At 72.3% G+C, this 26,273-nt stretch carries 25 protein-coding genes; 15 read left to right on the top strand and 10 right to left on the bottom strand.

The features are described from left to right. Positions 1 to 19 precede the first annotated feature (19 nt). The 4 genes from OG202_RS02150 (at position 20) to OG202_RS02135 (ending at position 4,082) form a co-directional block, all read left to right on the top strand. Entirely contained in the window at positions 20 to 958 is a 939-nt protein-coding gene (locus OG202_RS02150; protein ID WP_328222231.1) for an aldo/keto reductase, read from the top strand. Positions 959 to 1,006: 48 nt separating this feature from the next. Beyond that, positions 1,007 to 2,338, top strand: coding sequence for a hypothetical protein (locus tag OG202_RS02145; RefSeq protein WP_328222230.1), 1,332 nt, complete (start codon positions 1,007 to 1,009; stop codon positions 2,336 to 2,338). A gap of 217 nt (positions 2,339 to 2,555) precedes the next feature. After that, positions 2,556 to 2,951 carry a VOC family protein gene (locus OG202_RS02140; RefSeq protein WP_326585275.1) on the top strand — a complete coding sequence of 132 codons (396 nt, stop codon included), beginning with the start codon at positions 2,556 to 2,558 and terminating at the stop codon, positions 2,949 to 2,951. A 60-nt stretch (positions 2,952 to 3,011) separates the two neighbouring features. Then, positions 3,012 to 4,082: an adenosine deaminase gene (locus OG202_RS02135; protein ID WP_326585276.1), complete on the top strand. Its 1,071-nt coding sequence runs from the start codon at positions 3,012 to 3,014 to the stop codon at positions 4,080 to 4,082. Between the two features lie 23 nt (positions 4,083 to 4,105). Here OG202_RS02135 and OG202_RS02130 read toward each other — a convergent pair whose 3' ends face one another. Both OG202_RS02130 and OG202_RS02125 read right to left on the bottom strand, forming a co-directional pair. Then, on the bottom strand, positions 4,106 to 4,621 hold the full coding sequence (locus tag OG202_RS02130) for a mycothiol transferase (RefSeq protein ID WP_327731743.1): 516 nt from the start codon (positions 4,619 to 4,621) through the stop codon (positions 4,106 to 4,108). A 249-nt stretch (positions 4,622 to 4,870) separates the two neighbouring features. Beyond that, positions 4,871 to 5,491 carry a hypothetical protein gene (locus tag OG202_RS02125; protein ID WP_327731744.1) on the bottom strand — a complete coding sequence of 207 codons (621 nt, stop codon included), beginning with the start codon at positions 5,489 to 5,491 and terminating at the stop codon, positions 4,871 to 4,873. A 232-nt stretch (positions 5,492 to 5,723) separates the two neighbouring features. Between OG202_RS02125 and OG202_RS02120 the strand changes: the two genes are divergently transcribed. After that, positions 5,724 to 7,172 (top strand): transcriptional regulator, encoded by a 1,449-nt coding sequence (locus OG202_RS02120; RefSeq protein ID WP_327731745.1) that lies wholly within the window; start codon positions 5,724 to 5,726, stop codon positions 7,170 to 7,172. Here OG202_RS02120 and OG202_RS02115 read toward each other — a convergent pair. Next, complete coding sequence (locus OG202_RS02115) at positions 7,162 to 8,067, bottom strand: LysR family transcriptional regulator (protein WP_326585280.1); 906 nt, start codon at positions 8,065 to 8,067, stop codon at positions 7,162 to 7,164. The genes OG202_RS02120 and OG202_RS02115 overlap by 11 nt on opposite strands. A 127-nt stretch (positions 8,068 to 8,194) precedes the next feature. Between OG202_RS02115 and mgrA the strand changes: the two genes are divergently transcribed. Further along, on the top strand, positions 8,195 to 9,193 hold the full coding sequence (mgrA, locus tag OG202_RS02110; protein WP_326585281.1) for an L-glyceraldehyde 3-phosphate reductase: 999 nt from the start codon (positions 8,195 to 8,197) through the stop codon (positions 9,191 to 9,193). On the opposite strand, the gene OG202_RS02105 is transcribed toward mgrA, so the two are convergent. Both OG202_RS02105 and OG202_RS02100 read right to left on the bottom strand, forming a co-directional pair. Beyond that, positions 9,174 to 9,476 carry a DUF1905 domain-containing protein gene (locus OG202_RS02105; RefSeq protein WP_327731746.1) on the bottom strand — a complete coding sequence of 101 codons (303 nt, stop codon included), beginning with the start codon at positions 9,474 to 9,476 and terminating at the stop codon, positions 9,174 to 9,176. The genes mgrA and OG202_RS02105 overlap by 20 nt on opposite strands. 95 nt (positions 9,477 to 9,571) lie before the next feature. Further along, a complete protein-coding gene (locus tag OG202_RS02100; protein WP_327731747.1) occupies positions 9,572 to 9,961 on the bottom strand; it encodes a nuclear transport factor 2 family protein in 390 nt (129 codons plus the stop codon). Between the two features lie 427 nt (positions 9,962 to 10,388). On the opposite strand from OG202_RS02100, the gene OG202_RS02095 reads away from it, so the two are divergent. The 4 genes from OG202_RS02095 to OG202_RS02080 all read left to right on the top strand — a co-directional run bounded on the left by OG202_RS02095 (position 10,389) and on the right by OG202_RS02080 (position 14,896). Then, positions 10,389 to 10,799: a hypothetical protein gene (locus OG202_RS02095; protein ID WP_327731748.1), complete on the top strand. Its 411-nt coding sequence runs from the start codon at positions 10,389 to 10,391 to the stop codon at positions 10,797 to 10,799. Between the two features lie 86 nt (positions 10,800 to 10,885). Then, on the top strand, positions 10,886 to 13,210 hold the full coding sequence (locus OG202_RS02090; RefSeq protein ID WP_327731749.1) for an FHA domain-containing protein: 2,325 nt from the start codon (positions 10,886 to 10,888) through the stop codon (positions 13,208 to 13,210). A gap of 5 nt (positions 13,211 to 13,215) precedes the next feature. Continuing rightward, complete coding sequence (locus tag OG202_RS02085; protein WP_327731750.1) at positions 13,216 to 13,899, top strand: hypothetical protein; 684 nt, start codon at positions 13,216 to 13,218, stop codon at positions 13,897 to 13,899. Beyond that, positions 13,892 to 14,896 carry a serine/threonine-protein kinase gene (locus OG202_RS02080; protein WP_327731751.1) on the top strand — a complete coding sequence of 335 codons (1,005 nt, stop codon included), beginning with the start codon at positions 13,892 to 13,894 and terminating at the stop codon, positions 14,894 to 14,896. The genes OG202_RS02085 and OG202_RS02080 overlap by 8 nt, the downstream gene beginning before the upstream one ends. Here OG202_RS02080 and OG202_RS02075 read toward each other — a convergent pair. Both OG202_RS02075 and OG202_RS02070 read right to left on the bottom strand, forming a co-directional pair. Further along, on the bottom strand, positions 14,868 to 15,332 hold the full coding sequence (locus OG202_RS02075; RefSeq protein WP_327731752.1) for an RpiB/LacA/LacB family sugar-phosphate isomerase: 465 nt from the start codon (positions 15,330 to 15,332) through the stop codon (positions 14,868 to 14,870). The two genes, OG202_RS02080 and OG202_RS02075, sit on opposite strands and share 29 nt — an antisense overlap. A 32-nt stretch (positions 15,333 to 15,364) precedes the next feature. Further along, positions 15,365 to 15,820: a MarR family winged helix-turn-helix transcriptional regulator gene (locus OG202_RS02070; RefSeq protein WP_326585289.1), complete on the bottom strand. Its 456-nt coding sequence runs from the start codon at positions 15,818 to 15,820 to the stop codon at positions 15,365 to 15,367. A 191-nt stretch (positions 15,821 to 16,011) separates the two neighbouring features. Between OG202_RS02070 and OG202_RS02065 the strand changes: the two genes are divergently transcribed. Further along, positions 16,012 to 17,475 (top strand): MFS transporter, encoded by a 1,464-nt coding sequence (locus tag OG202_RS02065; protein ID WP_327731753.1) that lies wholly within the window; start codon positions 16,012 to 16,014, stop codon positions 17,473 to 17,475. A 58-nt stretch (positions 17,476 to 17,533) separates the two neighbouring features. On the opposite strand, the gene OG202_RS02060 is transcribed toward OG202_RS02065, so the two are convergent. Continuing rightward, positions 17,534 to 18,214, bottom strand: coding sequence for a hypothetical protein (locus tag OG202_RS02060; protein ID WP_327731755.1), 681 nt, complete (start codon positions 18,212 to 18,214; stop codon positions 17,534 to 17,536). A 283-nt stretch (positions 18,215 to 18,497) separates the two neighbouring features. Between OG202_RS02060 and OG202_RS02055 the strand changes: the two genes are divergently transcribed. After that, positions 18,498 to 19,448, top strand: coding sequence for a Dyp-type peroxidase (locus OG202_RS02055; protein ID WP_326585292.1), 951 nt, complete (start codon positions 18,498 to 18,500; stop codon positions 19,446 to 19,448). A gap of 67 nt (positions 19,449 to 19,515) precedes the next feature. Here the strand turns inward: OG202_RS02055 and OG202_RS02050 are convergent, their stop codons facing one another. Further along, the gene (locus OG202_RS02050; RefSeq protein WP_327731756.1) at positions 19,516 to 21,078 is read right to left on the bottom strand and encodes an amidohydrolase; all 1,563 of its coding nucleotides are present in this window, start codon (positions 21,076 to 21,078) and stop codon (positions 19,516 to 19,518) included. A 228-nt stretch (positions 21,079 to 21,306) separates the two neighbouring features. Here OG202_RS02050 and OG202_RS02045 point away from each other — a divergent pair, with 228 nt between their 5' ends. From OG202_RS02045 to OG202_RS02035, 3 genes are read left to right on the top strand one after another with little or no spacing between them, the layout of a single operon-like run. Further along, positions 21,307 to 23,037, top strand: a complete 1,731-nt coding sequence (locus OG202_RS02045) for an ABC transporter ATP-binding protein (protein WP_327731757.1) — start codon at positions 21,307 to 21,309, stop codon at positions 23,035 to 23,037. Then, positions 23,034 to 24,902 carry an ABC transporter ATP-binding protein gene (locus tag OG202_RS02040; RefSeq protein ID WP_327731759.1) on the top strand — a complete coding sequence of 623 codons (1,869 nt, stop codon included), beginning with the start codon at positions 23,034 to 23,036 and terminating at the stop codon, positions 24,900 to 24,902. Before OG202_RS02045 ends, OG202_RS02040 begins: the two co-directional genes overlap by 4 nt. Continuing rightward, a complete protein-coding gene (locus tag OG202_RS02035) occupies positions 24,902 to 25,969 on the top strand; it encodes an iron-siderophore ABC transporter substrate-binding protein (protein WP_327731760.1) in 1,068 nt (355 codons plus the stop codon). The genes OG202_RS02040 and OG202_RS02035 overlap by 1 nt, the downstream gene beginning before the upstream one ends. An 87-nt stretch (positions 25,970 to 26,056) precedes the next feature. Here OG202_RS02035 and OG202_RS02030 read toward each other — a convergent pair whose 3' ends face one another. Beyond that, entirely contained in the window at positions 26,057 to 26,266 is a 210-nt protein-coding gene (locus OG202_RS02030; RefSeq protein WP_326585297.1) for an MbtH family protein, read from the bottom strand. Between the last annotated feature and the right edge of the window lie 7 nt (positions 26,267 to 26,273).

Raw genomic sequence — 26,273 nt, 5'->3', positions numbered from 1 at the left:
CGCGTGCGAGACTGCGGTGATGACCTCGGAGACGATCACCGCGACCGCCGCCGGCACGTGGACGCTGGGCGACCTGCCGGTCAACCGTGTCGGTCTCGGTGCGATGCGGCTCACCGGCAGCGCCGCCTTCCATCTCGGGACGCCGAGGGGGCGCGAGGGGGCGATCTCCGTGCTGCGGCGCGCCGTCGAGCTGGGCGTCAACCACATCGACACGGCCGCCTTCTACTTCTCCTCCCTGCGCTCCGCCAACGAGCTGATCAACAGCGCACTGGGCGGGCCCTACCCGGACGACCTGGTCGTCGTCACCAAGGTCGGGCCGCACCGCGAGTACTCGGGGGAGTGGGGCACGGCCGCGCGCCCCGACCAGTTGCGCGGCCATGTCGAGGAGAACCTGCGGCAGTTGGGCCGCGACCATCTCGATGTCGTCAATCTGCGCCGGATGCGGCAGGACTCCATCGCCGAGCACTTCGGCGCGCTGGCCGAGCTGCGCGAGGCCGGGCTCATCCGGCATCTCGGGATCTCCGCCGTCGAACCCCGGCACCTCGCGGAGGCCCAGGCGATCGCACCGGTGGTCTGCGTCCAGAACCAGTACGGACTGCGCGGCCCGGACCCCGCCGCCGACGACGTGCTCCGTATCTGCGGTGAACAGGGCATCGCGTTCGTACCGTTCTACGCGATCGCCGGCGAAGCGGGACCCGAGGGCGCGAGCACCGCGCACGACGACGAACTGCTCGCCGTCGCCCGCGCCCACGACGCCACGCCCGCCCAGATCCGGCTCGCCTGGACCCTCCACCAGGGGCCGCACGTCCTCGCCATCCCTGGCACGGGAAACCCGGACCACCTCGCCGAGAACATCGCCGCCGGCGCCCTCCGGCTCACGGAGCGGGAGGTGGCCCGGCTGAACGCCGTGCACCGAGGCGAGGCGTCAGGGCAAAGCGCCACCAACGGGTTCATATAGGCTGCCAGTTCTGCCCCTGCCGTTCGTCACCACCCGGGAGAGTCACCCGTGAGCGTAGCCACCGCCCACTCCGCATCGGCCGTACCGCCCGCCGACGAGACGCCCGCGACCGGCGGAGCGCCTTCGCGGGACGAGGAGTTCTGGGTCGAGCCCGGCGCGGCCGAGGGGCAGTCCCACGAGGGCACCTCCGGCGTCGAGGTGCCGGCACAGTCCTCCGGCGAGGAGGCTTCCGCGCAGCCGTCCGTCGAGGAGGCCGGGCAACCGTCCGTCGGCGAGGCAGCGCAGCCGTCCGTCGACGAGGTCGCCGCGCAGGCGCCCGCCGGTGTGCCCGCGCAGGTACCCGGCGACGACGCCGCGGTCGACGCCCCCGTCGACGCGCCTGTCGACGCCGTGGACGAGCAGGTCGCCCGCGACGCCCGGGAGTTCGGGGTGTACGCGCGCACCGGCGGCTGGGCGTTCGCGCTGAAGGTGGCGCGCAGTGTGCGGCCCGGCGGGGAGACGGCGGGTGAGACGCCGAAGGTGTCGGCGAAGCGGTTCGCCGAGCTGGCCGGCTGCTCGCCGGAGCGGGTCATGCGGTACTACAAGGCGTGGGACAAGGCGGCCGACGACGGCATGGTCCCGCACTTCGAGGCGCTCACCCCCGGCGAGGAGATCGACCTCCCGGACTCGGACGTGTGGCTGTCGTACTACAGCTCCCGGTCCGGTGCGACCTCCGACCGCGGCACCGCGATCACGGCGGCGGCCGAGGCCGAGGGCATCCGCCCGACCAAGGCGCTGGAGGTCGCCGAGAACCCCACCGCGCTGCGTGCCGCGATCCTCGCCGATCCCTCCACCGCGCAGGCGGCCCGCACCGCGCTCCTGGACCGTCTCAAGGAGGACCCCTCCCTGCAGACGGAGCTGGCCCGTGACATCGCCCGCACCGACGAGCTGAAGAAGGCGGTCGCGAGCGAGACCCAGGCGGCCAGCCGCATCGGGTACGTCCGGCAGATCGTCGAGAACGGCCAGGTCAAGACCCCCGCCGGCCAGGTGATCGACGCCACCGCCGAGCTGCGCGCCGAAGCCGAGCGGCACCTGTCCCTCATCGACGAGCTGGACGACGACGAGGACACCGGCGAGTGGGCGACGGAGGCGTACGACACCGTCAAGGAACTCGTCGTCCAGACCGTGCAGGCCGACCCCGAACTGCGGGTCCAGGAGCGCCGTACGAAGTTCTACAGCAGCCTCCAGAAGGCGACCAAGGTCTTCGAGGAGCTGACCCTCGACGACGCCGTCGACCTCGACGCCATCTACGAGGACGACATGCTCCAGCGCCTGGAGGAGCTCCAGCAGGCCCTCAACACCTGCATCGCCGCCCTGCGCAAGGCGGGGCCGGGCGAGTGACCCCGGGCTCCGGCCCTCCCTGATCCTGAGGCCCCCCGCGCGGCGGGGGGCCTCAGTCGTGCCCTGCGGGTACCCCTCGCGACGTACCGGAAAATGCCATTTGCCGTCCGGTGCGTGTTACGTATAACCTCCCGGGAACCCCGAGCGAGCCTCGGACGATCACCGCACGCTCTCCGTGCGATCTCCGCACGGTTCGCGCCCCACCCGAGAGGCCCCGATGAGACGCATGGCCCTGGTCACCCTCGTGGTCGACGACTACGACGAGGCGATCCGCTTCTACACGCAGGCGCTCGGCTTCCGGCTCGTCGAGGACGAACCGAGGCCCGACGGCAGCCGGTGGGTCGTCGTCGAACCGGGCACCGACGGGCAGGGCGGCGGACTGCTGCTCGCCAGGGCCAGGAACGAGGCGCAGCGCGGCCGGATCGGCGACCAGACCGGCGGACGCGTGGGCTTCTTCCTGCACACCGACGACTTCGCCCGCGACCACGCCCGGATGCGGGCCGCGGGCGTCAGGTTCCTGGAGGAGCCGCGCCACGAGCCGTACGGCTCGGTCGCGGTCTTCGAGGACCTGTACGGGAACCGCTGGGACCTCCTCCAGCCCGCCACCGGCTGAGCCACCCGACCCTCCGTCCCCACCCCAACCCACCGCACCACCTGCCGAGGAACGAACGCCATGACCGTGCCCCGCATCGACGCCGACACCATCCGCCGCCTCCCCAAGGCCGTCCTGCACGACCACTTCGACGGCGGTCTGCGCCCCGCCACGCTCGTGGAGCTCGCGGCGGAGGCCGGCCACACCCTCCCGGAGACCGACCCGGAGGCCCTCGCCGCCTGGTTCTACGAGGCCGCCAACTCCGGTGACCTGGTGCGCTACATAGCCACCTTCGAGCACACCCTCGCCGTGCTGCAGACCCGCGAGGGCCTGCTGCGCACCGCCGAGGAGTACGTGCTCGACCTGGCCGAGGACGGCGTCGTCTACGGCGAGGTCCGCTACGCCCCCGAGCTGATGGTGGGCGGCGGGCTGGCACTCTCCGAGGTGGTCGAGACCGTGCAGGAGGGACTGGCCGCCGGTATGGCCAAGGCGGCGGCCCAGGGCACCCCGGTCCGCGTCGGCACGCTGCTGTGCGGGATGCGCATGTTCGACCGCGTCCGCGAGGCCGCCGACCTGGCGGTGGCCTTCCGGGACGCCGGCGTCGTCGGCTTCGACATCGCGGGCGCCGAGGACGGCTTCCCGCCCGCCGACCACCTGGCCGCCTTCGAGCACCTGCGCCGGGAGAGCGTCCCCTTCACCATCCACGCCGGAGAGGCCCACGGTCTGCCCAGCATCCACCAGGCCCTCCAGGTCTGCGGCGCCGAGCGCATCGGCCACGGCGTCCGCATCACCGAGGACATCGTCGACGGCAAGCTCGGCCGCCTCGCCTCCTGGGTCCGTGACCGCCGTGTCGCCCTGGAGATGTGCCCCACCTCCAACCTTCAGACCGGCGCCGCCACTTCCATCGCCGAGCACCCGATCACGGCCCTGCGGGACCTCGGCTTCCGCGTCACCCTCAACACCGACAACCGTCTGGTGTCGGGTACCACCATGACCCGGGAGATGACCCTGCTCGTCGAGGAGGCCGACTGGACCCTCGACGACCTGCGCACGGTCACCGTCAACGCCCTCAAGAGCGCCTTCATCCCGTTCGACGAGCGCAACGCCCTCATCCAGGACGTCGTCCTGCCGGGCTACGCGTCCGCCTCCTAGCGGTCCCAGCGGTCCCAGCGGTCCTAGCGGTCGTCGCGCTGGACCAACCCCCGTACGTACGCGGCCTGGCCGACATGCTGGAGATCGTCGGCCAGGACACTGACCAGGCGTACGCCGAGGGTGACGGCCGGCGTCCACCGCTCGTCCACGATCCGGTCCAGGTCGTCGGCCACGAGGCCGCGCACGAACTCCAGCGTCTGTTCGTGCACGGCGTCGTGGTAACCGGTCAGCAGGTCGCCCGAGGCGACCCGTACCTCGGCGACCTGCGCCGGGCTGTGTCCGTAGCCCGTGTCGCGGGCCGGCAGACCGAGCCCGAAGCGCTTCTCCCAGCCCTGGGACGGCCAGACCTGGGCGAGCCCGGAGGCGTCGGCCACATGGTCGTCCTGGATCCGGGTGAGGTGCCAGACCAGCCAGGCGACGGAGTTGGCGTCGGGAGCGGGGCGGGCGTGGAGGTCCGCCGGGGACAGTCCGTGCACGGCGGCGTGGACCTCCTCCTTGATCCGCCCGAACGCGTCGATGAGAACGTCCTTCACATCCATACGTCCACCATCGGGCATCGGGGCCGTGCCCGCACCGCTCCCCGACGCGCGCCGCGGGGAACGCGTCAGCTTCCGGCGGCGCCCTTCGTGCCGATGTGGCAGATCTTGAAGTGGCGGGTCATGTCGACGACCAGTTCGGTGGTCCTGCCGTCGCCCCGGGGCAGGGTGATGCCCCGGGGTTGTCGCGTGGCCGCCCGACCGACCCCCCTCGCGCGGGCGGGCGGCCACGCTTCTCGCGGTGGTCTGCGGTCAGTGGAGCTTGTTGACGGCGGTGGTCGTCGTCTTCTTGAAGGCCTTGACCGGTGCGTCCTTGAAGCCGCCCATCTGCCCCCAGTCCACGACGGTGACCGTCCGGCCGTCCCGGCCCACCGACAGGAGCCGGATGTCCATGGCCCCCCAGGACGCGACGGTGGCCACACCGTGGACGTGGGCGCCCTCCTCGACGGGGAGCGTCCCGAGGTCCCGGTACTCGGCCTCGACGTCCGGGTCGGAGGACTCGCTCACGCACTCCCGGAAGTCCTTGTTGAGCCGCGTGGCGAGAGCCTTGGCCTTGCCGGCGCTGCCGGCGACCACGACGAGCTGCCTGGCACCGGTGTCCAGGTCCGTTCGGAACGAGCGGTGGCGGCCGTCGTACGCCAGGAGCGCGTCGCCCAGGCAGTACTGCAACTCCTCGGGGACGCCGTCCTCGATCCTGCCCGCGGTCCAGGATGACGAGGGGTGCGGCGGGAGTTCGGACGCCGACAGGAACTTCGGTGCGCTGCTCGCCTTCGCGGCGGCCGCCGGTACGGCGCCCGCGGCGAGTGCGGAGCCCGCGGTGAGACCCGCGACGACGAGTGCGGTGAGTGCGCCTGCTCGGGTGCGCTTGGGCATGGGTGTCCCCCGTGAATGAGTGTGTGGATGAGTGCGAGGTGTCTCTTCGTCGCCGACGCCGGATGGTCCGTCCGGCCTGGTCGGTGCGACACCAAGAGCATCGGCCGTCATCGGGTGCGGCCGCAACGGCCGGCGCCCGATTCACGGCCATGGAACCATCCCAGCCCTTGTGACGTGCCCTTATATGGAGTCCTGGGATGCCGTCCCGGGGCGGGGAGAACCCGGGGGAACAGTGTCGGCAGCACCGGATGACGTCCAGGAGTTCGCGGCGTCGCTCACGCGGCTCAAGGAACGCACGGACCGGAGCTATGGCCAACTGGCCCGCCGCCTCAACATGAACACCTCCACGCTGCACCGCTACTGCGCGGGGGACACCGTCCCTCTCGACTTCGCGCCCATCGAGCGCTTCGCCGCGCTCTGCGGAGCGACGGGGGAGGAGCGGCTGGAACTGCACCGGCTGTGGCTGTCGGCGGTGGCGGCGCGGCAGAAGACACGGACGGCCGGGGCAGGGGCGGGTTCCTCGACGACGACGGAGGCGGGCCGGCGGGCCGAAACGGTGCAGTCGGCCGAATCAGCCGATCCCGCCGAGCTAGCCGGTCCCACTGATACCGCCGGTCCCACTGATACCACCGGTCCCACCGATCCCGCTCAGCCGGGCGAACCGCCGCGACCCGTAGACGCCGCCGAACCGGGCTCGTCGGTTCCCGCGCAGGACCCCTCGGTCCGACTGACCGCGGCCCCGGCCCCGCCCCGGCGCCCCTGGCACCGCCGTCGACGCACCCTCGTCGGCGCGGCCGTCGCCGCGGTGCTCCTCGCCACTCTGGGCAGCCTCGCCGCCCTGCCGTCCGGCCGTCCCCCGGCCGACAGCACCGTGCGGGGCGGCGACCCGGCACCATCCCGTACGACATCAGGAGCCCAGCGACCGTCGACCGCCCCCACGAGCCCGTCCCCCTCACCGGCGGACACCACGAAGACCCCTTCGGACACACCCACACCCACCGAGCCCGGAAGCAGCCCCACGAAGGACGACGACCCCGCGGAGCGCCGGGCCCCGGCCACCGGAGCGCCCCTCACCTGGACGGCGAATTCCCAGCTCTGGCTGCTCGGCTGCGGTCACGACTACGTCATCGCCAAGCCGCCGAAGGAGGTGCCCCCGCCACCGGCGCCGCAGGACGCGGGCGCCTGGGCCGCGACGCAGCAGGCGGTACACGGGCGGAACACGATCGTGGAGATCACGGTGCAGGGGCGGAAGTCCGCGGCCGTCGTCCTGACGGCGTTGCGGGTGCGCGTCGTCGGACGCACGGCTCCCGCCGGGGGCAACGTCTACGCGATGGACCAGGGCTGCGGAGGACGGGTCAGCCCTCGGTACTTCGACGTCGACCTGGACAAGGACCGGCCGATCGCCCGCCCGGTCGACGGTGCCGACCTGGACATACCGATCCCCGCCGTGCGGTTTCCGTACAGTGTGTCGGCCGGGGACCCGGAGGTCCTGAGGGTCAGCGCGCAGACGGTGACCTGCGACTGCCGCTGGTACCTGGAACTGGAGTGGTCCTCCGAGGGCCGTACCGGCACGGTCCGGATCGACGACGACGGCCGCCCCTTCCGCACGACCGGGATCAAGGGAGTGCCGCGCTACGAGTACGACACCTCGAAGCACCGGTGGGCGCCCGTCACCGGCTGACCTCGGGACACGCGACCGGCGGGTCGAGCAGTCCCATCAGGGCTCGGGCCGCCGGGCTCGTGGCCTGCGGGGGCGGCAGCAGGGCGACCGTCTCGTACACGGTCTCGCCGGTGCCCTTCACCGCGAGGGCGGTGAGGGAGTCGCGCTTGTGGCGGAAGTGGCGCGGGACGACGGCGATGCCGAGGTTCTCGTCGACGAGTTCGAGGAGGCTGTGCACGTCGTTGACCTCCAGGGCGACGGCCCGGCGCACACCCGCGGCGGCGAAGACCGCGTCGGTGGTGCGGCGCGGGCCCCAGTCCGGGTGGAAGTCGACGAAGACCTCGCCGCCCAGCTCCTGCGGAGTCACGGGGGCGCCGACGGCCGCGAGGCGGTGGCTGGGGTGGCACAGGACGGTCATCGGCTCGCTGGACAGCGGTACGACCCGCAGCTGGTCGGTGTCCTCCTGGGCCGTCCGCACGGCGAACGCCAGGTCGAGCCGCCCGCTCGCGACCTCCTCCGCGAGCGCGCCCGAGCCCGCCTGTCGCAGACAGATCTCCACATCCGGGTGCAGGCGACGGAAGGAGGCGAGCAGCCCCGCCACATGCAGCCCCGCGACACACTGTTCGGACCCGAGCGCGAGCATCCCGCGCAGGACGCCCTGCACGGCGGCCACCGCCTCACGGGCCGACCGCACCTGCGCCAGGATCCGCTCCGCCTCGGTCAGCAGCGCCCGCCCGGCCGGCGTGAGCATCACCCGGCGGGTCGTGCGCACGAACAGCGGTGTCTGCAGCTCGCGCTCCAGGGCGCGTACGGAGGCGGACAGACCCGACTGGGAGACCAGCAGTCGCTCGGCTGCCCGGGTGAAGTGCTCCTCCTCGGCGACCGCGACGAAGTGCTGGAGATGACGGAGTTCCATGACTGAGAAGCGTAGGTGCTGAATCCCATCGGATTCTTCTGTTGGACCAATGCCCCCAGATCGCGAAAGAGTGGACACCGGTTCTCAGGGACTCCGGTCCCACCGTGCCAACCTCTCTGGAGTCGCGTTGTACACCGCACACCCCGACCGCTACGCGGACATGCCCTACCGGCGCACCGGACGCAGCGGTCTGAAACTGCCCGCGCTCTCGCTCGGCCTGTGGCACAACTTCGGCCCCGACCGTTCCGTCGAGACGCAGCGCGCGATCCTGCGCCGCGCCTTCGACCTGGGCGTCAACCACTTCGACCTGGCCAACAACTACGGCCCGCCGCCCGGCTCCGCCGAGTCCGCCCTCGGCGAGGCCCTCAGGGCCGACTTCGCGCCGTACCGCGACGAGCTGGTCATCTCCACCAAGGCCGGCTATCTGATGTGGCCCGGCCCGTACGGCGAGTGGGGCTCCCGCAAGTACGTGCTCTCCTCGCTCGACCAGAGCCTGAAGCGCATGGGCCTGGACTACGTCGACATCTTCTACTCGCACCGCCCCGACCCGGAGACTCCGCTGGAGGAGACGATGGGCGCGCTGCACTCGGCGGTTCAGCAGGGCAAGGCGCTGTACGTCGGCGTCTCCAACTACTCGGCCGAGCAGACCCGTGAGGCCGCGCGCATCCTGGGCGAGCTGGGCACCCCGCTCCTCATCCACCAGCCGCGCTACTCGATGCTCGACCGGCGCCCCGAGAGCGAGGGCCTGCTCGACGCCCTCGACGAACTCCAGGTCGGCTCCATCGTCTTCTCCCCGCTGGAGCAGGGTCTGCTGACCTCCCGCTACCTCGACGGCATCCCGGAGGGTTCGCGCGCCGCGAGCGACAGCCCCTTCCTGAACTCCGAGGCCGTCACCGAGGACCTGGTGGGCCGGTTGCGCGCGCTGGACGAGGTCGCCAAGTCCCGCGGCCAGACCCTGGCCCAGCTGGCGCTGGCCTGGACGCTGCGCGGCGGCCGGGTCACCTCGGCGCTCGTCGGCGCGAGCAGCGCCCGGCAGATCGAGGACAGTGTGGGCGCCGTCTCCCGCCTCGACTTCGAGGCGGACGAGCTGGCCCGCATCGACGCGATCATCGAGGGCAAGGGCTGATGATCCAGCCCTCGATCCGCTCCTCCAGCCGTACGGTCACCGACGCGCCCGCCTCCTTCCCGATCGCCTTGCGTACATCGGCCTTGACGGGCAGCTTGTGGGTGCCGTCGCCCAGGGCCATGAAGGAGCTGCGGAAGGGATGGCCGTCGATGGTGCCGCGTACCTTGACCGGGCCGCGGGTGCCGAAGAAGGCGGCGGACCCGGGCCACACGAGGTAGGTCCAGCCGCCTTTGGCGGGGCTCTTGCGCAGCTGAGCCGTGAACTGTTCGTCGAGCGTGCTCATGGTGTCGTCCTCGCTCCCGGTGGTGCTCTACGAACAAGAGACCACCGGGAGCGGAGAAACTCATCGCGAGGCGGCGGGTTCCGGCACCCCGACGGCTACGCCGCCGCGGGCACCCGGTCCAGGAAGCCGTACACGCCGCGGATACGGCCCTCGGCGTCGAGCGTGATCACGTCGAACCCGGCGCCCGGGGCGCCGCGGCCCGCCTCGTCCACCGGCTCCCAACCGAAGCGGGCGGTGTCGTGGTGTCCGTCGACGGCCGTGACCAGGTGGAAGGCCGGGCCGGGGAACCGTTCCCGGGCCGCCGTGATCAGGGCGGCGATCTCCGCGTGCCCGCGCACGTCGGCCGGCGGGTCGGTGTAGCCGCCGTCGGCGGCCCAGGCGGCGACCGCCTCGGCCGGCGCCTCCCCGCCACCCGTGTTCCAGGCCTGGAGACAGCGGGCGACGGTGGTCTCGTAGCGGTCTGGGCGGTCTTGAGCCGCGGGCATGATCGTTGAACCCTCCGTCGAGGACATACGTATGGGGCGGTGACCGGGTGCGGAGTCGACTGCTGCCTCCTCGTTCCGGCACCGCATACGACGCCCGGACCTGCCGGAGGGCGTCGATCACCTCGGAGGTCATGCCGAGGAAGGCCCGGTCGGAGGGCCCTTCGAGCCGTTTCGGCCAATCGCGCCCTCGCATATGCCAGGAGACTGGCCGAATTGGCATGGTGACAGAGTGTCAGGAGTGGCGATACTCGAGTGACAGGGCGATTGAGTCATGAACGAACGCGCACCCATGTGCGTTCCTCACGTCACTGTGCGTGACGATCTTGTCGTCGGAGTGCGCACGACCAGCAAGTCTGTGAGGCGGGAGCGGGTCCGCGCGGCGAATGGGACCGGGCGGACATCGGCGGTGTGATCGGGGGAGTGAAGCGTGCACGACGAGTTCCTGTGCCATGTCACCGCGTACGGCTGGTGCGGCGGCCGGCGCGTCGGCGTCCCCCTCGGTACCTATCGCGCGCCCACGTTGGCGCTGGCGCTGTGGTGGATGCGCGACCGCGCGTTATGGATCGCCGAGCGCCTCGACCCGCGACCCGAGAACCCGAACTTCCCCCCGAATGCGGTCGTTCCGGTCGCCGACACCGTACCGGACGTGCCGAGCCTGCTGCGCGCCTGGTCCACCGACGACGGGCAACAGGTGCTGGTCGCCGAGGAGTTGGCGGCAGGGAACCTGGTCCGGATCGCCACCAACGACGACACCACGGAGTACGAGCTGCTCGCGGAGTCCGTCGACGCCGTGCGCATGCAGCGCATCGCCCAGAGAATCGCCGCTCCCGCCGCCTGACCCCCCGGGCCCGGGATCGCCGTGGTCCGCCGGTCCGCGCCGGAGCGGCCGGGCGCATATCGGGGTGAATCGGTAGAATTTTCGGCATGGCAGAGCGGTCCCTCGCACCGACTCCACCCGAACTCGTGCTGGAAACCGAGTCGGGCTCCACCGTGATGACCCCGAGCCACGCCTACCACGTGGGGCGCGACCCGCTGAGCGACGTCGTCCTCGACGACGACCGGGTCTCGTGGCACCACGCGGTGCTCCGGGCCGAGGCCGGCCACTGGACGATCGCGGACGAGAACAGCACCAACGGCACCTACGCCGACGGCCGGCGCGTCCACGAGTGGGACGTCGGCCCGGGCACCGTCATCCACTTCGGGAGCCTCCCCGACGGCCCCCGGGTGGTACTCACCGGCCTCGCCCCCGAGCGCCCCTCCGGGGTCTTCCACCCCGCCTCCACCGGCACCTTCCGGCAGCCCACCAGCGTCCGTCCGCTGCCCGAGCGGACCGTCCGGATCGGCCGCGCCGCCGACAACGACCTGGTCATCGACGACCTCGTCGTCTCCCGACGGCACGCCGAGCTGCGGGCGCGGCCGGAGGGCACCTACGAGATCGTCGACCTCGGCAGCCACAACGGCACCTTCCTCAACGGCACGCCCGTCGATCAGGCGCCGGTCACTCCCGGTGACATCGTCGGCATCGGGCACTCCGCGTTCTGCCTGGTCGGCGACGAACTCCAGGAGTACGTCGACACCGGTGAGGTCTCCCTCGACGTCCAGGAACTGACCGTCGCCGTCGACCGCGGCCGGAAGACGCTCCTCGACAAGGTGTCGTTTCCGGTCGGCGAGAAATGCCTCCTCGCCGTGGTCGGCCCGAGCGGCGCCGGCAAGTCCACCCTCCTGAACGCCCTCACCGGTCAGCGCCCCGCCGACAGCGGCACGGTCCTCTACGACGGCCGCGACCTCTACCGCGACTACGCCGAACTGCGCCAGCGCATCGGCCTGGTCCCGCAGGACGACATCCTGCACGCCCAGCTGACCGTCCGCAGGGCCCTCACCTACGCCGCCGAACTCCGCTTCCCGCAGGACACCGCGAAGGCCGAGCGGCAGGCGCGGGTGGACGAGGTGATCCGCGAACTGGGCCTCGAACAACGCGCCGCCCAGCCCATCCACAGCCTCTCCGGCGGCCAGCGCAAGCGGGTCAGCGTCGCCCTGGAACTGCTGACGAAGCCCTCGCTGCTGTTCCTGGACGAACCGACCTCCGGTCTCGACCCCGGCATGGACCGCTCGGTGATGCACATGCTGCGCGGCCTCGCCGACGACGGCCGCACGGTCATCGTCGTCACGCACAGCGTCCTCAGCCTCGACGTCTGCGACCGCCTCCTCGTCCTCGCGCCCGGCGGAAAGGTCGCCTACTACGGGCCCCCGGACGACACCCTCGCCTTCTTCGGGTTCGAGCAGTGGCCGGAAGCCTTCGAGGCCTTCGAGCGGGACCAGGAACGGGACTGGGCGGGGGAGTACCGCGACTCGCCCTTCCAGCGTCAGTACGTCACCGCCTCCCCGGGGCAGCCGTATCCGCCCGACCTGGAGCCGATCGCCGTGGCACCGCCGCCCAAGCCACAGAGCTGGGGCGCCCAACTGAGCACGCTCGTGCGCCGGTACGCCGCCGCGCTCGGCGCCGACCGCACCTTCCTGGTCATCATGATCGCCCTGCCCTTCGTGATGGGCGCCATGGCCAGGGCGCTCGCGGGGAGCACGCTGGACCGGGAGACCGCCATGAACGCGCTGCTCATCCTGTGCGTGGGCGGCGTGCTGACGGGCGCGGCGAACGCCGTGCGCGAACTGGTCAAGGAACGGGTGATCTACCGGCGCGAACGGGCTGTGGGCCTGTCCAGATCCGCCTATCTGATGTCCAAGGTCGTCGTCCTCGGCACCGTCACCGTCCTCCAGGCGGTCGTCCTGACCCTGGTCGCCCTGCTCGGCGTCGATCTCAACGCCCCCGGCGGCGAAGGCGTGTTGTTGCCGCCCCTGGTCGAGATCACGGTGGCCGTGGCGCTGCTCGCGTTCACCGCGATGATGCTCGGTCTGCTCGTCTCCGCGCTGGTCCGCAAGGAGGAGGTCACCATGCCGCTGCTGGTGCTCCTCGCGATCATCCAGGTCGTGTTCTGCGGCGCGCTGCTGGACGTGCGGGGCACGATCGTCCTAGAACAACTGGCGTGGCTGGTGCCGTCGCGGTGGGCGTTCGCCGCGATGGCCGGCACGATCGACCTCGAACGGATCGTCCCCGACACCTCGGACCCGCTGTTCGAGCACTCTGCGGGGGTGTGGCTGCTCGACCTGGGGATGCTCGTCGTCCTGTCGCTGCTCTTCGGCTGGCTCGTCGCCCGGCTGCTGCGCCGCCGCGAACCCGCGGTGATGCGGAAGTAGCCGCGATGACGACCCCGGGCTTCCTCCCCACCCATGTCGTCCCACCGGGCGGACTGCCCGCCTGGGACGACCCCGACCCGTCCCGTCCCACCGTGGCCCTCGACGCGCTGCTGCCGGTCCAGCTCCTGGAGCGGCGCGGCGACTGGGGCCACGTCCTGTGCGCCAACGGCTGGTCCGCCTGGGTCGACGGCCGCCTCCTCGTCTCCGTGCCCCAGGACCCCCCCGCCGCCGGCACCGCACCCGCCCGTACGGCCGACCCGCGCCCGCTGCTGGCCCGCGCCGAGGAGGCCCTGACGCGCTACCGCACCGAGGCGGAGGCCCTGGCCGCCGGGCATCGGGGAGGGGAGTCCTTCCACGACCGTACGAAGGGGCTGCGGATCGGCGTCGTCGTCGACGGCGAGTCGCTGTGGCTGTTCGACGCCGCGCACGAGCGGTGGGTGTACTGCGACGGGGCGCGGCTGAGCACGTTCGCCGTGGGGGAAAGGCCGCGCGAGACCCCGGCCGCCCGACGGTTCCCACCGGCCGCCGCCCCGACCCCGGAACCGACGAGGGTCGTGGGGGAACCCGAACGGGAACCGGCGCAGGACCAGGCGAACGACCCCCGGCCGGCCGGCCGGCGGCCGGCGGACCACAAGCCGAGCGACCACGAACCCACGCGTCTGATCCCACCGGTGACCCGCGATGAGTGAGACACAGCCGTACGCGGGCCGCCCCTCCGAGCTGGTCGGACGGCAGATCGCCAGCTACCGCATCGAACGTGAGATCGGCCGCGGCGGCATGGCCGTCGTCTACCAGGCCATGGATCTGCGCCTGGAACGCACGGTCGCGCTGAAACTGCTCGCACCGGAACTGGCCCGCAACGACACGTTCCGCCGCCGCTTCACGCACGAGTCACGGGTGGCCGCCGCCATCGACCATCCGCACATCGTGCCGGTCTTCGAGGCGGGGGAGACGGACGGCGTCCTCTACATCGCCATGCGGTACGTCGCAGGCAGCGACCTGCGGCATCTTCTGGACCGGGAGGGCCCGCTGCCGGTCGCGACCGCCACCCGGATCGCCGCCCAGGTCGCCTCCGCGCTCGACGCGGCACACGACCACGGTCTGGTGCACCGGGACGTGAAGCCCGGCAACATCCTGGTCGCGAAGGGAACCGACAGCGACCACCCCGAGCACGTCTACCTCACCGACTTCGGCCTGACGAAGAAGTCGCTGTCCCTGACGGGCTTCACCAGCGTCGGCCAGTTCGTGGGGACGCTCGACTACGTGGCGCCGGAGCAGATCTCGGGCAAGCCCGTCGACGGCCGCTGCGACGTCTACAGCCTCGCCTGCGTCGTCCACGAGACCCTCGCCGGCCGGCCGCCCTTCCAACGGGACGACGACATGGCCCTGCTGTGGGCGCACCAGTACGACGAGCCGCCCCCGCTGACCGGCGGGCGCCCGGATCTGCCTCCCGCCATGGATCAGGTCATGGCGACGGCGCTGGCCAAGTCCCCGGACGACCGGTACGACTCCTGCCTGTCCTTCGTGGCGGCGCTCAGGGCCGCCGAGGCGTCGCGCGGTTTCCCGCCGGGACACGCGCCGACCAGGACGGCCGCGCCGAGGGCGTCCGGAGCGCCGGAAGCCCCGCCCGAGCCGCCGCTGTGGGCCAGACCCGTCTTCATCCGGTCCGGCCGGTACCCCGGCTGACGTCGAGCCGCTCGACGCGGGCCACGTTCTCCCGGTCGTCGGGGTCCTGGCTGGCCTCGGCGCCGAACCAGGCGTCGAGGATCTCCTTGAGCAGCGGCTCGGAGGTCAGCCGCAGCCCGATCGCCAGCACGTTGGCGTCGTTCCAGCGGCGGGCACCGTCGGCCGTGTACGCGTCCGTGCACAGCGCGGCCCGTACCCCGGTCACCTTGTTCGCGGCGATCGACGCGCCGGTGCCCGTCCAGCAGCACACGACGGCCTGGTCCGACGCACCGGAGGCGACCTCGCGCGCCGCCGCCGCCGAGCAGACCGCCCACCGGGGGTCGTCCCCGGCGCGCAGCGCGCCGTGGACCAGCACGTCGTGACCCCGGCCGCGCAACTCCGCGAGGAGGAAGCGCGCGACGGGTTCGTCCATGTCCGAGGAGACGGAGATCCGCATGCCCCCGAGGCTACCCGGCGCGCGGACACCGGCTACGGGCGCGGCCACGGCTTGCCGTGCAGGCGCTCGATGCTGGTGTTGAAGCGTTCGAGGTAGTCGGCGAACCCGGCGATGTCCTCGTCGGACCAGCCGGACAGCACCATGGCGAGCGTACGGACGTTGCCCTCGCGCTCCTCGTCCAGGCGGCGCTCGCCCTCCTCGGTGATACGGAACTTGCGCGCCACCCCGCCCTCCGGGTCGAGGGTGTACTCGACCAGCCCGGCCCGCAGCGCGGCGGCGGTCTGCCGACGCAGGGTGGAGGCGTCCAGACCGAAGGCGTCGCTCAGCTCGCTGATCGACATCGGCCCCTCGATACGGATGCGGCTGAGGAGGATGTACGCGCTGCGCTCCAGCGTGGAGTCCTTGCGGCGCCCCTTGCTCTTGCTCAGATGGTGGTAGCGCCCGAGCAGCATGTTCTCGTACTCGACCCGGCGCGTCGGCTCTTCCACGGTCGCCTACCTCCTCGTTGCGGATACCACCAGGGCGATCCTTCCATCCCGACAGGCCGGCTCCACCGGACCAGGCAGCGTACCCGACATGTGCATCATGCACGAGACGTGTGCCATACATGAGGCAGGTATGCTGCACGCCAGGTGCATGACGTATGCCCTGTCACCGGTTCATCGCACGGAGGAATCCCTTGACGGCCAACCCCCCGACCGCCGCCCGCCCGGGCGGCGTCATCGCGACGCTGGCGCTCGCCGGCATCGTCGCCGCGATCATGCAGACACTGGTGACACCGCTGCTCACCGAGCTGCCCACGATCCTCGACACCAGCGCGGCCAACGCCTCCTGGGTGATCACCGCGACGCTGCTGACGGGAGCGGTCTTCGGCCCGATCGGCGGGCGCCTCGGCGACCTCCACGGCAAGCGGCGCATGCTCCTGGTGTGCTGTGCCCCGCTGATCATCGGCTCGGTGGTGTGCGCGCTGTCCTCGACCGTCGTGCCGATGATCGTGGGCCGGGGACTGCAGGGCATCGGCATGGGCGTGGTGCCGCTCGGCATCAGCCTGCTGCGTGACGTCATGGCGCCGGAGAAGCTCAGCGGCTCCATCGCCCTGGTCAGCGCCTCCCTGGGGATCGGCGCCGGCCTCGGCCTGCCGATCGCCGCCGCGGTCGCCCAGTACGCCAGCTGGCGGGTGCTGTTCTGGGGCGCCGCCGGCCTGGCCGTCGCGGTCACCACCATGATCTATTTCCTCGTCCCCGAGACCCCCGCCGGTGCCAAGGGCCAGCGCTTCGACTTCGTGGGCGCCTTCGGCCTCGGCGGTGGTGTGGTGTGCCTGCTGCTCGCGGTGTCCAAGGGCGCGGACTGGGGCTGGGGTTCGGCGACCACGCTCGGCCTGTTCACCGGTGCCGCCGTACTCCTTCTGTCCTGGGGCTTCTGGGAGTTGCGGACGCGCGAGCCGCTGGTCGACCTGCGTACCACCGCTCATCCGCGCGTGCTGCTCACCAACATCGCCTCGGTCCTGGTCGGCTTCGGCATGTACGCGCAGGCGCTGATCACTCCGCAGCTCCTGAGGTTGCCTGAGGCCACCGGCTACGGTCTGGGCCAGTCGATGCTGGCGATGGCCCTCTGGATGGCTCCGGCGGGCCTGATGATGATGGCGCTCTCCCCGCTCGGCGGAAAGCTCACCAACGCCCGCGGGCCCAAGTTCACCCTGGTCACGGGCTCCCTGGTGATCGGCACCGGCTACGGTCTGTCGCTCGCGCTGATGGGCTCCGCCTGGGGTCTGCTGATCGTCTCCCTCGTCGTCAGCTCCGGTGTCGGCCTCGCATACGGCGCGATGCCCGCGCTCATCATGAGTACGGTGCCGCTGTCCGAGACCGCCTCCGCCAACAGCTTCAACACGCTGATGCGCGCCCTGGGCACCTCCACCGCCGCCGCCGTGGTCGGTGTGGTGCTCGCCCAGATGACCACCACGCTCGGCGGCTTCAGTCTGCCCTCGGAGGACGGCTTCCGTACGGGCCTGATGATCGGCGGCGGTGCCGCGCTGGTCGCCGCCGGGGTCGCCGTGTTCATCCCCGCCGCAACGGTCGCCGACTCCGGCTCCGGTCCCGAGGAGCAGAACCCGAGCACGGTGGAGGCGCCCGCTTCCGCCGCGTAGCGGCGCGCGGAGAAAGGGCTCGTGGGGCCCGTGACCGGTCAGGAAGCGGGGGTGGCCGTCACGGCGGGGCGGGGGGCTTCAGGAGCCGCACGTCGATGGACCACGGGCCGTCGGAGCGGGCGTAGATGAGGCAGGGGCCGGTGAGGGGGGCTTCGCCGTGCCAGGGGCCGACGTGGTTGGCCAACTGGTCGAGGAAGCCGGTGCCGTCCGGCTCGAAGGTGTCGACGAGGAAGTAGCCACCGTCGTCGGACCGCGGATCGCCCTCGTACCGGAGGGTCGCGATCCCGGGGCCGCCGGTGTGGCGCAGCACGTCCGACGCGGGGCGCCGCGTGGTGCCCTCACAGGCCAGCGCACTCGACACCGGGCTCACGTCGACCGTCCACGGGCCGTCCGCCTGGATGCGCAGCGCCCGCACCGGCCGGTCGTCCGCGTTCACCAGGGCACGGCACGAGAAGGGCCCGTCGGTGTAGACGAGTTGGCTCTGGGAGTGCAGCCTGCCGTCCAGGGTGTCCACGACGAAGTGCCCGGCCCCCGTGTGCGTGATGTCGAGGACGACCGGCCCCGTCCCGGTGGTCAGTTGGGTGACCCTGTCGCCGTCCCCGCCGATCCGCTGGAGTGCCGGCCCGCCCGCGGTGAGCAGCGGGGGAGCCTGCCGAGGTGGCTCGTCGCTCTTGCCGACCCCGGAGAGCGGCACCACCTGGGCCTGTCGCTTCGCACGGTCGCGCTGAAACCACTTCATGGAGTCCCCCTGGTGACGTGTGCGCACAGTATTGGACGTCCGGGTCTCGGCGTATACAACGAGGACCGCACTTCGGTAACTGCCTTTGTGACCTGGGAGGTTGTGGCGTTCATCATGGTTTGAGGGGGAGTGGGAGGCGGCGGGTATCGTCCTCGTCCCGACCGGGCATGGTGAGGGGGCGGAGGGCGGGGTCGGGTGTGCGGCGGCGCCGGTGCCGCCCGTGCCGTCCTGAGTGAAGGTGGTCCACGCGTGGTGCGCACGTGTGGTGCGTGAAGGGGGAACCATGGCGCTGCCGGTCATGCCGGAGGACGTCCTGCCGCAGCCGATGCTCGGCCCGCTGACACCCGCCGCGGTCTTTCTGGTCGTCGGCGTCGCCCCGGGCGGCGAGTCGACGGCCCGTGGGGTGCTGGCCGGACTCGCCGGGCTGGAACGGGCGGTGGGCTTCTCCAGCCCCGACGGCGCCCTGGGCTGTGTGGCCGGGATCGGCGCGGAGGCCTGGGACCGGCTCTTCGGCTCGCCCCGGCCCGCCGCCCTGCACCCCTTCCGGGAGCTGGAAGGCCCCCGGCACCGGGCCGTGTCCACGCCGGGCGACCTCCTCTTCCACATCCGGGCCACCCGCGTGGACCTCTGCTTCGCACTGGCCGCCGAGATCATGCGGCAACTGCGCGGCGCGGCCACCCTGGAGGACGAGGTCCAGGCCTTCACGTACTTCGACTCCCGCAACCTCCTCGGCTTCGTCGACGGCACCGAGAACCCGGTCGGCCGCCTTGCCGCCGACGCCGTGCTGGTCGGCGACGAGGACCCCGACTTCCGCGGCGGCAGCTACGCGCTCGTGCAGAAGTACCTGCACGACGTGGACTCCTGGGAGAAACTCCCCGTCGAGGCGCAGGAGAAGGTCATCGGCCGGACCAAGCTGACCAACCTGGAGCTGGACGTGGAGGGTTCCCACGTCGACGTCAACACCATCCTCGGCCCCGAAGGCACCGAGCAGCGCATACTGCGTGCCGCCATGCCCTTCGGCAGGCCCGGCCAGGGCGAGTTCGGCACGTACTTCATCGCCTACGCCCGCGATCCCTCGGTGCCGGAGGCCATGCTGCGGAAGATGTTCGTCGGCGAACCACCGACCGGTCACGACCCGATCCTGGACTTCTCCCGGGCCGTGACCGGGACCATGTTCTTCGTGCCCTCGGCGGACTTCCTGCGCACCGTCCCGGTCCGTCGCCCGCCGAACTGACGCCCCTGCCACGGGCGTCGGGCCGGAGGGGATCGCCGACGAGGGGCTGCCCCCGTCCGGCTCCTCGTCAGAACTCGTCCTCGCCCTCGACGAACGTCCGCACCACCTCGATCTCCCCGATGCGCGACACGTCCACCCGGCGAGGGTCGTCGCCCAGCACCACGAGGTCGGCCCGCTTGCCGGGGGCGAGGCTGCCGGCGTCGCTCTCCCAGTGGCAGGCGCGGGCGGCCTCGGTGGTGTACGCGCGCAGCGCCTCCTCGACCGTGATCGCCTCGTCGGGGCCGATGAGGCGGCCGGACTCCGAGGCCCGTTCCACCATGAACTGGATCGCCCGCAGCGGGGCGCCGTTCGCGACCGGGCGGTCCGAGCTGCCGGCGACCCGGACGCCGTGGTCGAGGAAGGCCCGGCCCCGGTACAGCCAGCCGGCCCGGTCCTCGCCCATGATCGTGGCGTAGTCGTCGCCGTAGTAGCGCAGAAAGCTCGGCTGGATGACGACGGTGACGCCGAGCGCGGCCAGCCGGGGGAGCTGGTCGGGGCGGACCAGGCCCGCGTGCTCGACGCGGTGACGTGCCTCCGGGCGCGGGCTCAGCTTCCGGGCCTTCTCCAGTGCGTCCAGGGCGACATCGAGCGCCCGGTCGCCGATCGCGTGCACGGCGAGCTGCCAGCCGGCGAGGTGACCCTCGACGATCGTGCTCTCCAGCACCTCGGGTTCGTGCATGAGCTGACCGGAGCCGTCGGTGCCCAGATAGGGGCTGGTGAGGGCCGCCGTGCGGGCCATCATGCCGCCGTCGGTGAAGATCTTGAGGGCGCCCAGGGAGAGGGCGCCGTCCCCGAAGCCCGTGCGCAGGCCGAGGTCGATCGCCCGGCTCGTGGTGTCCTCGGGGTCCGCCCCGACCGGGCGCAGCGCGTCGGCGGCCACCATCAGCCGTACCCGCACCGGCAGTCGGCCCGACTCGTGCGCGAGCTGGTACGCGGCGCCCTCGATCGGGCTGTGCCCGAAGAGCCGGGCCCCGACCCCCGCCTCGGCGCACCCCGTGATGCCCTCGGACCGGCAGACGCGCGCGGCGTGCTCGATCGCCGAGGCCAGTTCGGTGAGCGAGTGCGGCGGCCTGGACTGCAGCGCGGCGCCCATCGCGCCCTCCGCGAGGAAGCCGTCGGGCCGGGCGACCTCCGCCGGAAGTCCGTTCAGCACAGCCGAGTTGACCAGGCAGGCGTGCCCGGAGAGGTGGCCCAGGTACACCTTGCGTCCGGCGCTGACGGCGTCGAGGTCGCGCGCGGTGAGCGGGCGGTCGAGCGTGCGCTGGTCGTAGCCGCCGAAGTCCACCCAGCCGCCGACGGGGGCCTGCGCCACCGCCTCCGCCACCACGCGGAGCACGTCGTCGGCCTGTCGGCTCGGCGCGACACCGGGCGCCTTGGCCTTCAGGCCCGCCCACGCCAGGTGCACATGGGCGTCGATGAACCCCGGGAGGACCGTGGCGCCGCCCAGGTCCAGCGTCCGGCGCGCCGGACGCCCCGCCACGTCCTCGTCCAGGCCGACGACACGCCCCCGCCAGATCCCGAGCTCCCGGGCGGCCGGGCGGTCCGGGTCCATCGTGACGATGCGGGCGTTGGTGATCCTGGTGCTGAGCACGGACAGGTCCTTCCGGTCGGGGCGGCGCTCGGTGCGGTCTCGTATCGGTGAACCGGCTTGATTCGTCCGCCAGTTGGCGGCTCGGTCGGATAACGTCCCGGCGTTCGGGGGAGATCGGTTCGGTCTCGGCGACGGTTCGGGGGCTGGTCCAGGAAGACAAATGTAGTTAGCCTTACCTAAGTTTTCTTGTACCTTTCCTGTGTTGGCGAAACCGGTCCGGAGGACTGCGTGAGAGAAGCGGACCCGCCGGGACGGAACGTCCTGTGGCGCGCGGTCGGCGGACAGCGTCGGGACGTCGCGCTGGGCTCGGTTCTGGGGATGGGGCACCAGACGGGCGAGGCCCTGGTGCCGGTGCTCATCGGACTGGCCATCGAGCGCGGAGTCGTGGACGGCGACGTCCCCGGACTGCTGCTGTGGCTGGTCATCCTGGCCGCCGTGTACGTCGGACTCTCCTTCAGCTTCCGCTTCAGCGCCCGGGCGGGAGAGCGCGCCTCCGTCACCGCGGCGCACCACCTCAGAACCGAACTCGTCGGCCGTGTCCTCGCTCCCCAGGGTGGCGCCGAAGAGGGCCGTCTGCCGGGCGAGTTGACGAACATCGCCACCGAGGACGCCAAACGGGTCGGTGCCGTCGCCATGGCCCTCATCGTCGCCTTCGCGGCCACCGCGGGCCTCGTGGTCAGCGCGGTCGCCCTGCTGCGGGTCTCCCTCGTCCTCGGCCTGCTCGTCCTCCTGGGCGCCCCGCTGCTGCTGTGGCTGGGACATGTGCTGAGCAAGCCCCTGGAACGGCGCAGCGAGACCGAACAGGAACGCGCCGCGCGGGCCTCCGGCGTCGCCGCGGACCTGGTGGCCGGACTACGCGTCCTCAAGGGCATCGGCGCCGAGACGGCCGCCGTCGCCCGCTACCGGCGCGTCAGCCGGGACTCCCTCGCCGCGACCCTGCGCGCCGCCCGCGCCGAGGCCTGGCAGAACGGCGTCGTCACCATCCTCACCGGTGCCTTCATCGCCCTCGTCGCCCTCGTCGGCGGACGCCTCGCCGCACGCGGCGACATCGGCCTCGGCGAACTCGTCTCCTCGGTCGGGCTCGCCCTGTTCATCGTCGGCCCGCTCACCGAATTCGCCTGGGTCAACACCGAGTTGGCCCAGGGCCGCGCCTCCGCCACCCGTATCGCGCACGTGCTGGACGCCCCCGCCGCCGTAACCGGGAAGCCGTCCGCCGACACCGTCCCGCCGGGCGGCATCGAGGGACGGCTGACGCTCCGCGCCCTCACCTACGGCCCCCTGCGCGGCGTCGACCTCGACATCGCCCCCGGCGAGACCGTCGGCGTCGCCGCCACCGACCCCGCCGACGCCTCCGCGCTGCTGCGCTGCCTCGGCCGCCACGCCGACCCCGACGACGGCGCCGTGGAACTGGACGGCACGGCACTGACCGCGCTCGGCCTGGACGACGTACGCGCGGCGATGCTCGTCGCCGAACACGACGCCGACCTGTTCGAGGGCACGGTCCTGGAGAACGTCACCGCGGCGGTCACCACCGCCACCGGGGCGGACGACACGGCCGCACCGGCGGAAGTCATGGCCGCGATGGCCGCCTCCGGCACCGACGAGGTCGCCTGCGCCCTGCCCGACGGCGTCGACACCGCCGTCACCGCACGCGGCCGCTCGCTCTCCGGCGGACAGCGCCAACGGGTTGCCCTGGCCCGGGCCCTGGCCGCCGACACGCCGGTCCTCGTCGTGCACGAGCCCGCCACCGCCGTCGACGCCGTCACGGAGACCCGGATCGCCGCCGGGATCAGGGAGGTCCGCAGGGGACGCACCACGCTCCTGGTGACCAACAGCCCCGCCCTGCTCGCCGTCACCGACCGCGTCGTCCTCCTCCACGACGGCCGGGTCACCGCGACCGGCGCCCACGAACGCCTCGTCCACGAGCGCGCCGACTACCGTACGGCGGTCCTCACATGACCGAGCACGCCGACGCCGTCGAGGCCGGGTCCCCCGGCGGCGACCACACCGGCCCCCGACTGCTGCCCGTCGCCACCCCCGCCCGTACCCGGGCCGCCGTCGCCGAACTACTGCGCCCGCAACGACGGTTGGCGCTGTCCGCGTTCACCGTCATGGTCGCTTCCACCGCCGTCGGCCTGCTCGTGCAGCCCCTGCTGGGACGGATCGTCGACCTGGCCGCCGACCGAGGGTCCGTCGACGCCATCACGGCCACCGCTGTGCTCCTCGTGGCCGTCGCCGTGGCTCAGGGCGTCACCGCCGGATTCGGGCTGTCGCAGATCGCCCGGCTGGGCGAGACGACCCTGGCCCGGCTGCGCGAGCGCTTCGTCGAACGCGCCCTGGCCCTCCCGCTGGACCGGGTCGAGAAGGCCGGCGCCGGCGACCTGACCGCCCGGGTCACCGCCGACGTCTCCCTCATCGCCGACGCCGTACGCAACGCGCTGCCCGCACTGGGGCGTTCGCTGCTCACCATCGTCCTCACCCTCGGGGCCATGGCCCTGCTCGACTGGCGGTTCCTGCTGGCCGCGCTGCTCGCGGTCCCCGTACAGGCCGCCACCGCACGCTGGTACGTGGCCCGTGCCGTCCCCCTCTACGCCGAGCAGCGGGTGGCCGCCGGCGCTCAGCAGCAGCAGATGCTCGACACCATCGGCGGCAGCGCCACCGTGCGGGCGTTCCGGCTGGGCCGGGAGCACACCGAGCGGGTCACCGAACGATCCTGGTCCGTGGTGGCGCTGACCATGCGGGGCGTACGACTCGTCCTCGGCTTCTACAGCCGGCTGCACATCGCCGAGTACATCGGGCTCGCCGCCGTCCTCGTCACCGGCTACTGGCTGGTCCGCGAGGGTTCGGCCGGCATCGGTACGGCGACCGCCGCCGCCCTGTACTTCCACAGCCTGTTCGGCCCCGTCAACGCGGCCCTCGCCCTCCTCGACGACGCCCAGTCGGCCACGGCGGGCCTCGCCCGGCTCGTCGGCGTCACGGACGAACCCGTGCCCCCGGAGCCGGAGCACACCGTCGCGGCCGGCGGCGCCGACGTCACCGTCCGCGGCCTCGGCCACGCCTACCGGCCCGGCCACCCCGTCCTCCACGACATCGACCTGACGATCCACCACGGGGAACGCGTGGCGCTCGTCGGCGCCAGCGGGGCCGGCAAGACCACCCTGGCCCGACTCGTCGCGGGCATCCAGCCGCCCACCACCGGCACCGTCCTCGTCGGCGGGATCCCGCCCACCGACCTCGGCTCCGCCGCCTCCCGCACCATCGCCCTGATCACCCAGGAGACCCACGTCTTCGCGGGCCCCCTCGCCGACGACCTGCGACTGGCCAAACCCGACGCCACCGACGACGAACTGCGCGCCGCGCTCGACCGCGTCGACGCCCTCGCCTGGGCCGAGGCCCTGCCCGACGGGCTCGCGACGGTCGTCGGCGACGGCGGCCACCGGCTCAGCGGCGAGCGGACGCAGGCCCTCGCGCTGGCCCGGCTGATCCTCGCCGACCCGCCCCTGGTGGTCCTCGACGAGGCCACCGCCGAGGCGGGCAGCGCCGGAGCGCGCGCCCTGGAGAAGGCCGTCGCCCGCGCCGTCGACGGCCGCACCGCGCTGATCGTCGCCCACCGCCTCAGCCAGGCGTCCACCGCCGACCGCGTCGTCGTCATGGAGGCCGGCCGCGTCGTCGAGAGCGGCACCCACGACGAACTCCGCGCCGCGCGGGGCCCCTACGCCGCCCTGTGGGCGGCCTGGTCGGACGCCCGCGACACCGGCCCCCGGCCGGCCCCCGAGACCCCCACACGTACCGCTCCACAGGAACCCGAACCGAAGGACCGCTGATGTTCCGCTCCCGCAGAGCGCCACGGCTCGCCGTCGTGCTCGCCTCCGCCACCCTGCTCCTCGCCACCGCGTGCGGTGGCGGCGACTCGGACTCCGACGCCTCCGGCGCCGGCGCGGAGGCGAGCACCTCCTCCGGCGAGTCCGCGTTCCCGGTCTCCGTCGCCCACAAGTACGGCAGCACGACGATCAAGGCAGAGCCGAAGCGGATCGTCACCGTCGGCCTCACCGACCAGGACTCCGTCCTCGCCCTCGGCGAGGTCCCCGTCGGCACCACCGAATGGCTCGGCGGCTACAAGGGCGCCATCGGCCCCTGGGCCGAGGACAAGCTCGGCTCCGCCGAAGCGCCGACCGTTCTGAAGGACACGGGCACCGGCCCGCAGGTGGAGAAGATCGCCGCCCTCAAGCCCGACCTGATCCTCGCGGTGTACGGCGGACTCACCAAGGAGCAGTACGAGTCCCTGTCCACGTTCGCGCCCGTGGTCGCCCAGCCGAAGAAGTACAACGACTACGGCGTCCCGTGGCAGGAGCAGACCGAGATCATCGGCAAGGCCCTCGGCAAGCCCGAGGAGGCCGCCGAGGCGGTCGCCGCCACCGAGGCGAAGATCAAGGCCGCCGCCGACGAGCACGCCGGCTTCAAGGGCGCCACCGCCGTCATGGCCACCCCGTACGAGGGCATGTTCGTGTTCGGCAGCCAGGACGCCCGCTCGCGTCTGCTGACCGGTCTCGGGTTCGCCCTGCCGACGGACCTGGACAAGGCGATCGGCGACCAGTTCGGCGCGAACATCAGCAAGGAGCGCACGGATCTGCTCGACCAGGACGCCATCGTGTGGATCGTCGGCGACCCCGTCAAGGACGCCGCGAAGCTGCACAAGGACGCCTCGTACAAGGACCTGACGGTCGTCAAGGAGGGCCGCGAGGTCTTCGTGAACGAGACCGGCGACTACGGCCACGCCACGTCCTTCGTGTCCGTCCTGAGCCTGCCGTACGTGGTCGAGCGGCTGGCACCGCAGCTGGCGGCGGCCGTCGACGGCAAGACGGACACCAAGGTGGAGCAGCCCGCGTCCTGACGGGCAGCAGCCCGCGTCCTGACGGGCGGTTCGGGGTTTGTGAAGGAAGGAGGGGGGCCGGTCATCGACCGGCCCCCCTCCCGCATGTCAGCCGTCCATCGACTCGGCCAGACTGCGCGGCCGCATGTCGGTCCAGTTCGTCTCGACGTGGTCCAGGCAGGCCTGCCGCGAGTCGGGCCCGTGGGCCACCCGCCAGCCGGCCGGCACGTCCACGAAGTCCGGCCACAGGCTGTGCTGGTTCTCGTCGTTGACCAGCACCAGGTAGGTGCCCTCGGGGTCCTCGAACGGGTTGCTCATGCCACTC

Source organism: Streptomyces sp. NBC_00310 (assembly GCF_036208085.1).
Lineage (GTDB): Bacteria > Actinomycetota > Actinomycetes > Streptomycetales > Streptomycetaceae > Streptomyces.
This window is presented reverse-complemented; position numbering and strand designations above follow the sequence as displayed.

What these genes read in the sequence shown, in the direction of transcription:
- OG202_RS02055 (WP_326585292.1), top strand. Translation starts at nt 18,498, where the DNA reads ATGGCGCTGCCGGTCATGCCGGAGGACGTCCTGCCGCAGCCGATGCTC.
- OG202_RS02060 (WP_327731755.1), bottom strand. Translation starts at nt 18,214, where the DNA reads ATGAAGTGGTTTCAGCGCGACCGTGCGAAGCGACAGGCCCAGGTGGTG.
- OG202_RS02040 (WP_327731759.1), top strand. Translation starts at nt 23,034, where the DNA reads ATGACCGAGCACGCCGACGCCGTCGAGGCCGGGTCCCCCGGCGGCGAC.
- OG202_RS02090 (WP_327731749.1), top strand. Translation starts at nt 10,886, where the DNA reads ATGGCAGAGCGGTCCCTCGCACCGACTCCACCCGAACTCGTGCTGGAA.
- OG202_RS02075 (WP_327731752.1), bottom strand. Translation starts at nt 15,332, where the DNA reads ATGCGGATCTCCGTCTCCTCGGACATGGACGAACCCGTCGCGCGCTTC.
- OG202_RS02125 (WP_327731744.1), bottom strand. Translation starts at nt 5,491, where the DNA reads ATGCCCAAGCGCACCCGAGCAGGCGCACTCACCGCACTCGTCGTCGCG.
- OG202_RS02105 (WP_327731746.1), bottom strand. Translation starts at nt 9,476, where the DNA reads ATGAGCACGCTCGACGAACAGTTCACGGCTCAGCTGCGCAAGAGCCCC.
- OG202_RS02115 (WP_326585280.1), bottom strand. Translation starts at nt 8,067, where the DNA reads ATGGAACTCCGTCATCTCCAGCACTTCGTCGCGGTCGCCGAGGAGGAG.
- OG202_RS02100 (WP_327731747.1), bottom strand. Translation starts at nt 9,961, where the DNA reads ATGCCCGCGGCTCAAGACCGCCCAGACCGCTACGAGACCACCGTCGCC.
- OG202_RS02135 (WP_326585276.1), top strand. Translation starts at nt 3,012, where the DNA reads ATGACCGTGCCCCGCATCGACGCCGACACCATCCGCCGCCTCCCCAAG.
- OG202_RS02030 (WP_326585297.1), bottom strand. Translation starts at nt 26,266, where the DNA reads ATGAGCAACCCGTTCGAGGACCCCGAGGGCACCTACCTGGTGCTGGTC.
- OG202_RS02080 (WP_327731751.1), top strand. Translation starts at nt 13,892, where the DNA reads ATGAGTGAGACACAGCCGTACGCGGGCCGCCCCTCCGAGCTGGTCGGA.
- OG202_RS02150 (WP_328222231.1), top strand. Translation starts at nt 20, where the DNA reads ATGACCTCGGAGACGATCACCGCGACCGCCGCCGGCACGTGGACGCTG.
- OG202_RS02140 (WP_326585275.1), top strand. Translation starts at nt 2,556, where the DNA reads ATGAGACGCATGGCCCTGGTCACCCTCGTGGTCGACGACTACGACGAG.
- OG202_RS02085 (WP_327731750.1), top strand. Translation starts at nt 13,216, where the DNA reads ATGACGACCCCGGGCTTCCTCCCCACCCATGTCGTCCCACCGGGCGGA.
- OG202_RS02035 (WP_327731760.1), top strand. Translation starts at nt 24,902, where the DNA reads ATGTTCCGCTCCCGCAGAGCGCCACGGCTCGCCGTCGTGCTCGCCTCC.
- OG202_RS02130 (WP_327731743.1), bottom strand. Translation starts at nt 4,621, where the DNA reads ATGGATGTGAAGGACGTTCTCATCGACGCGTTCGGGCGGATCAAGGAG.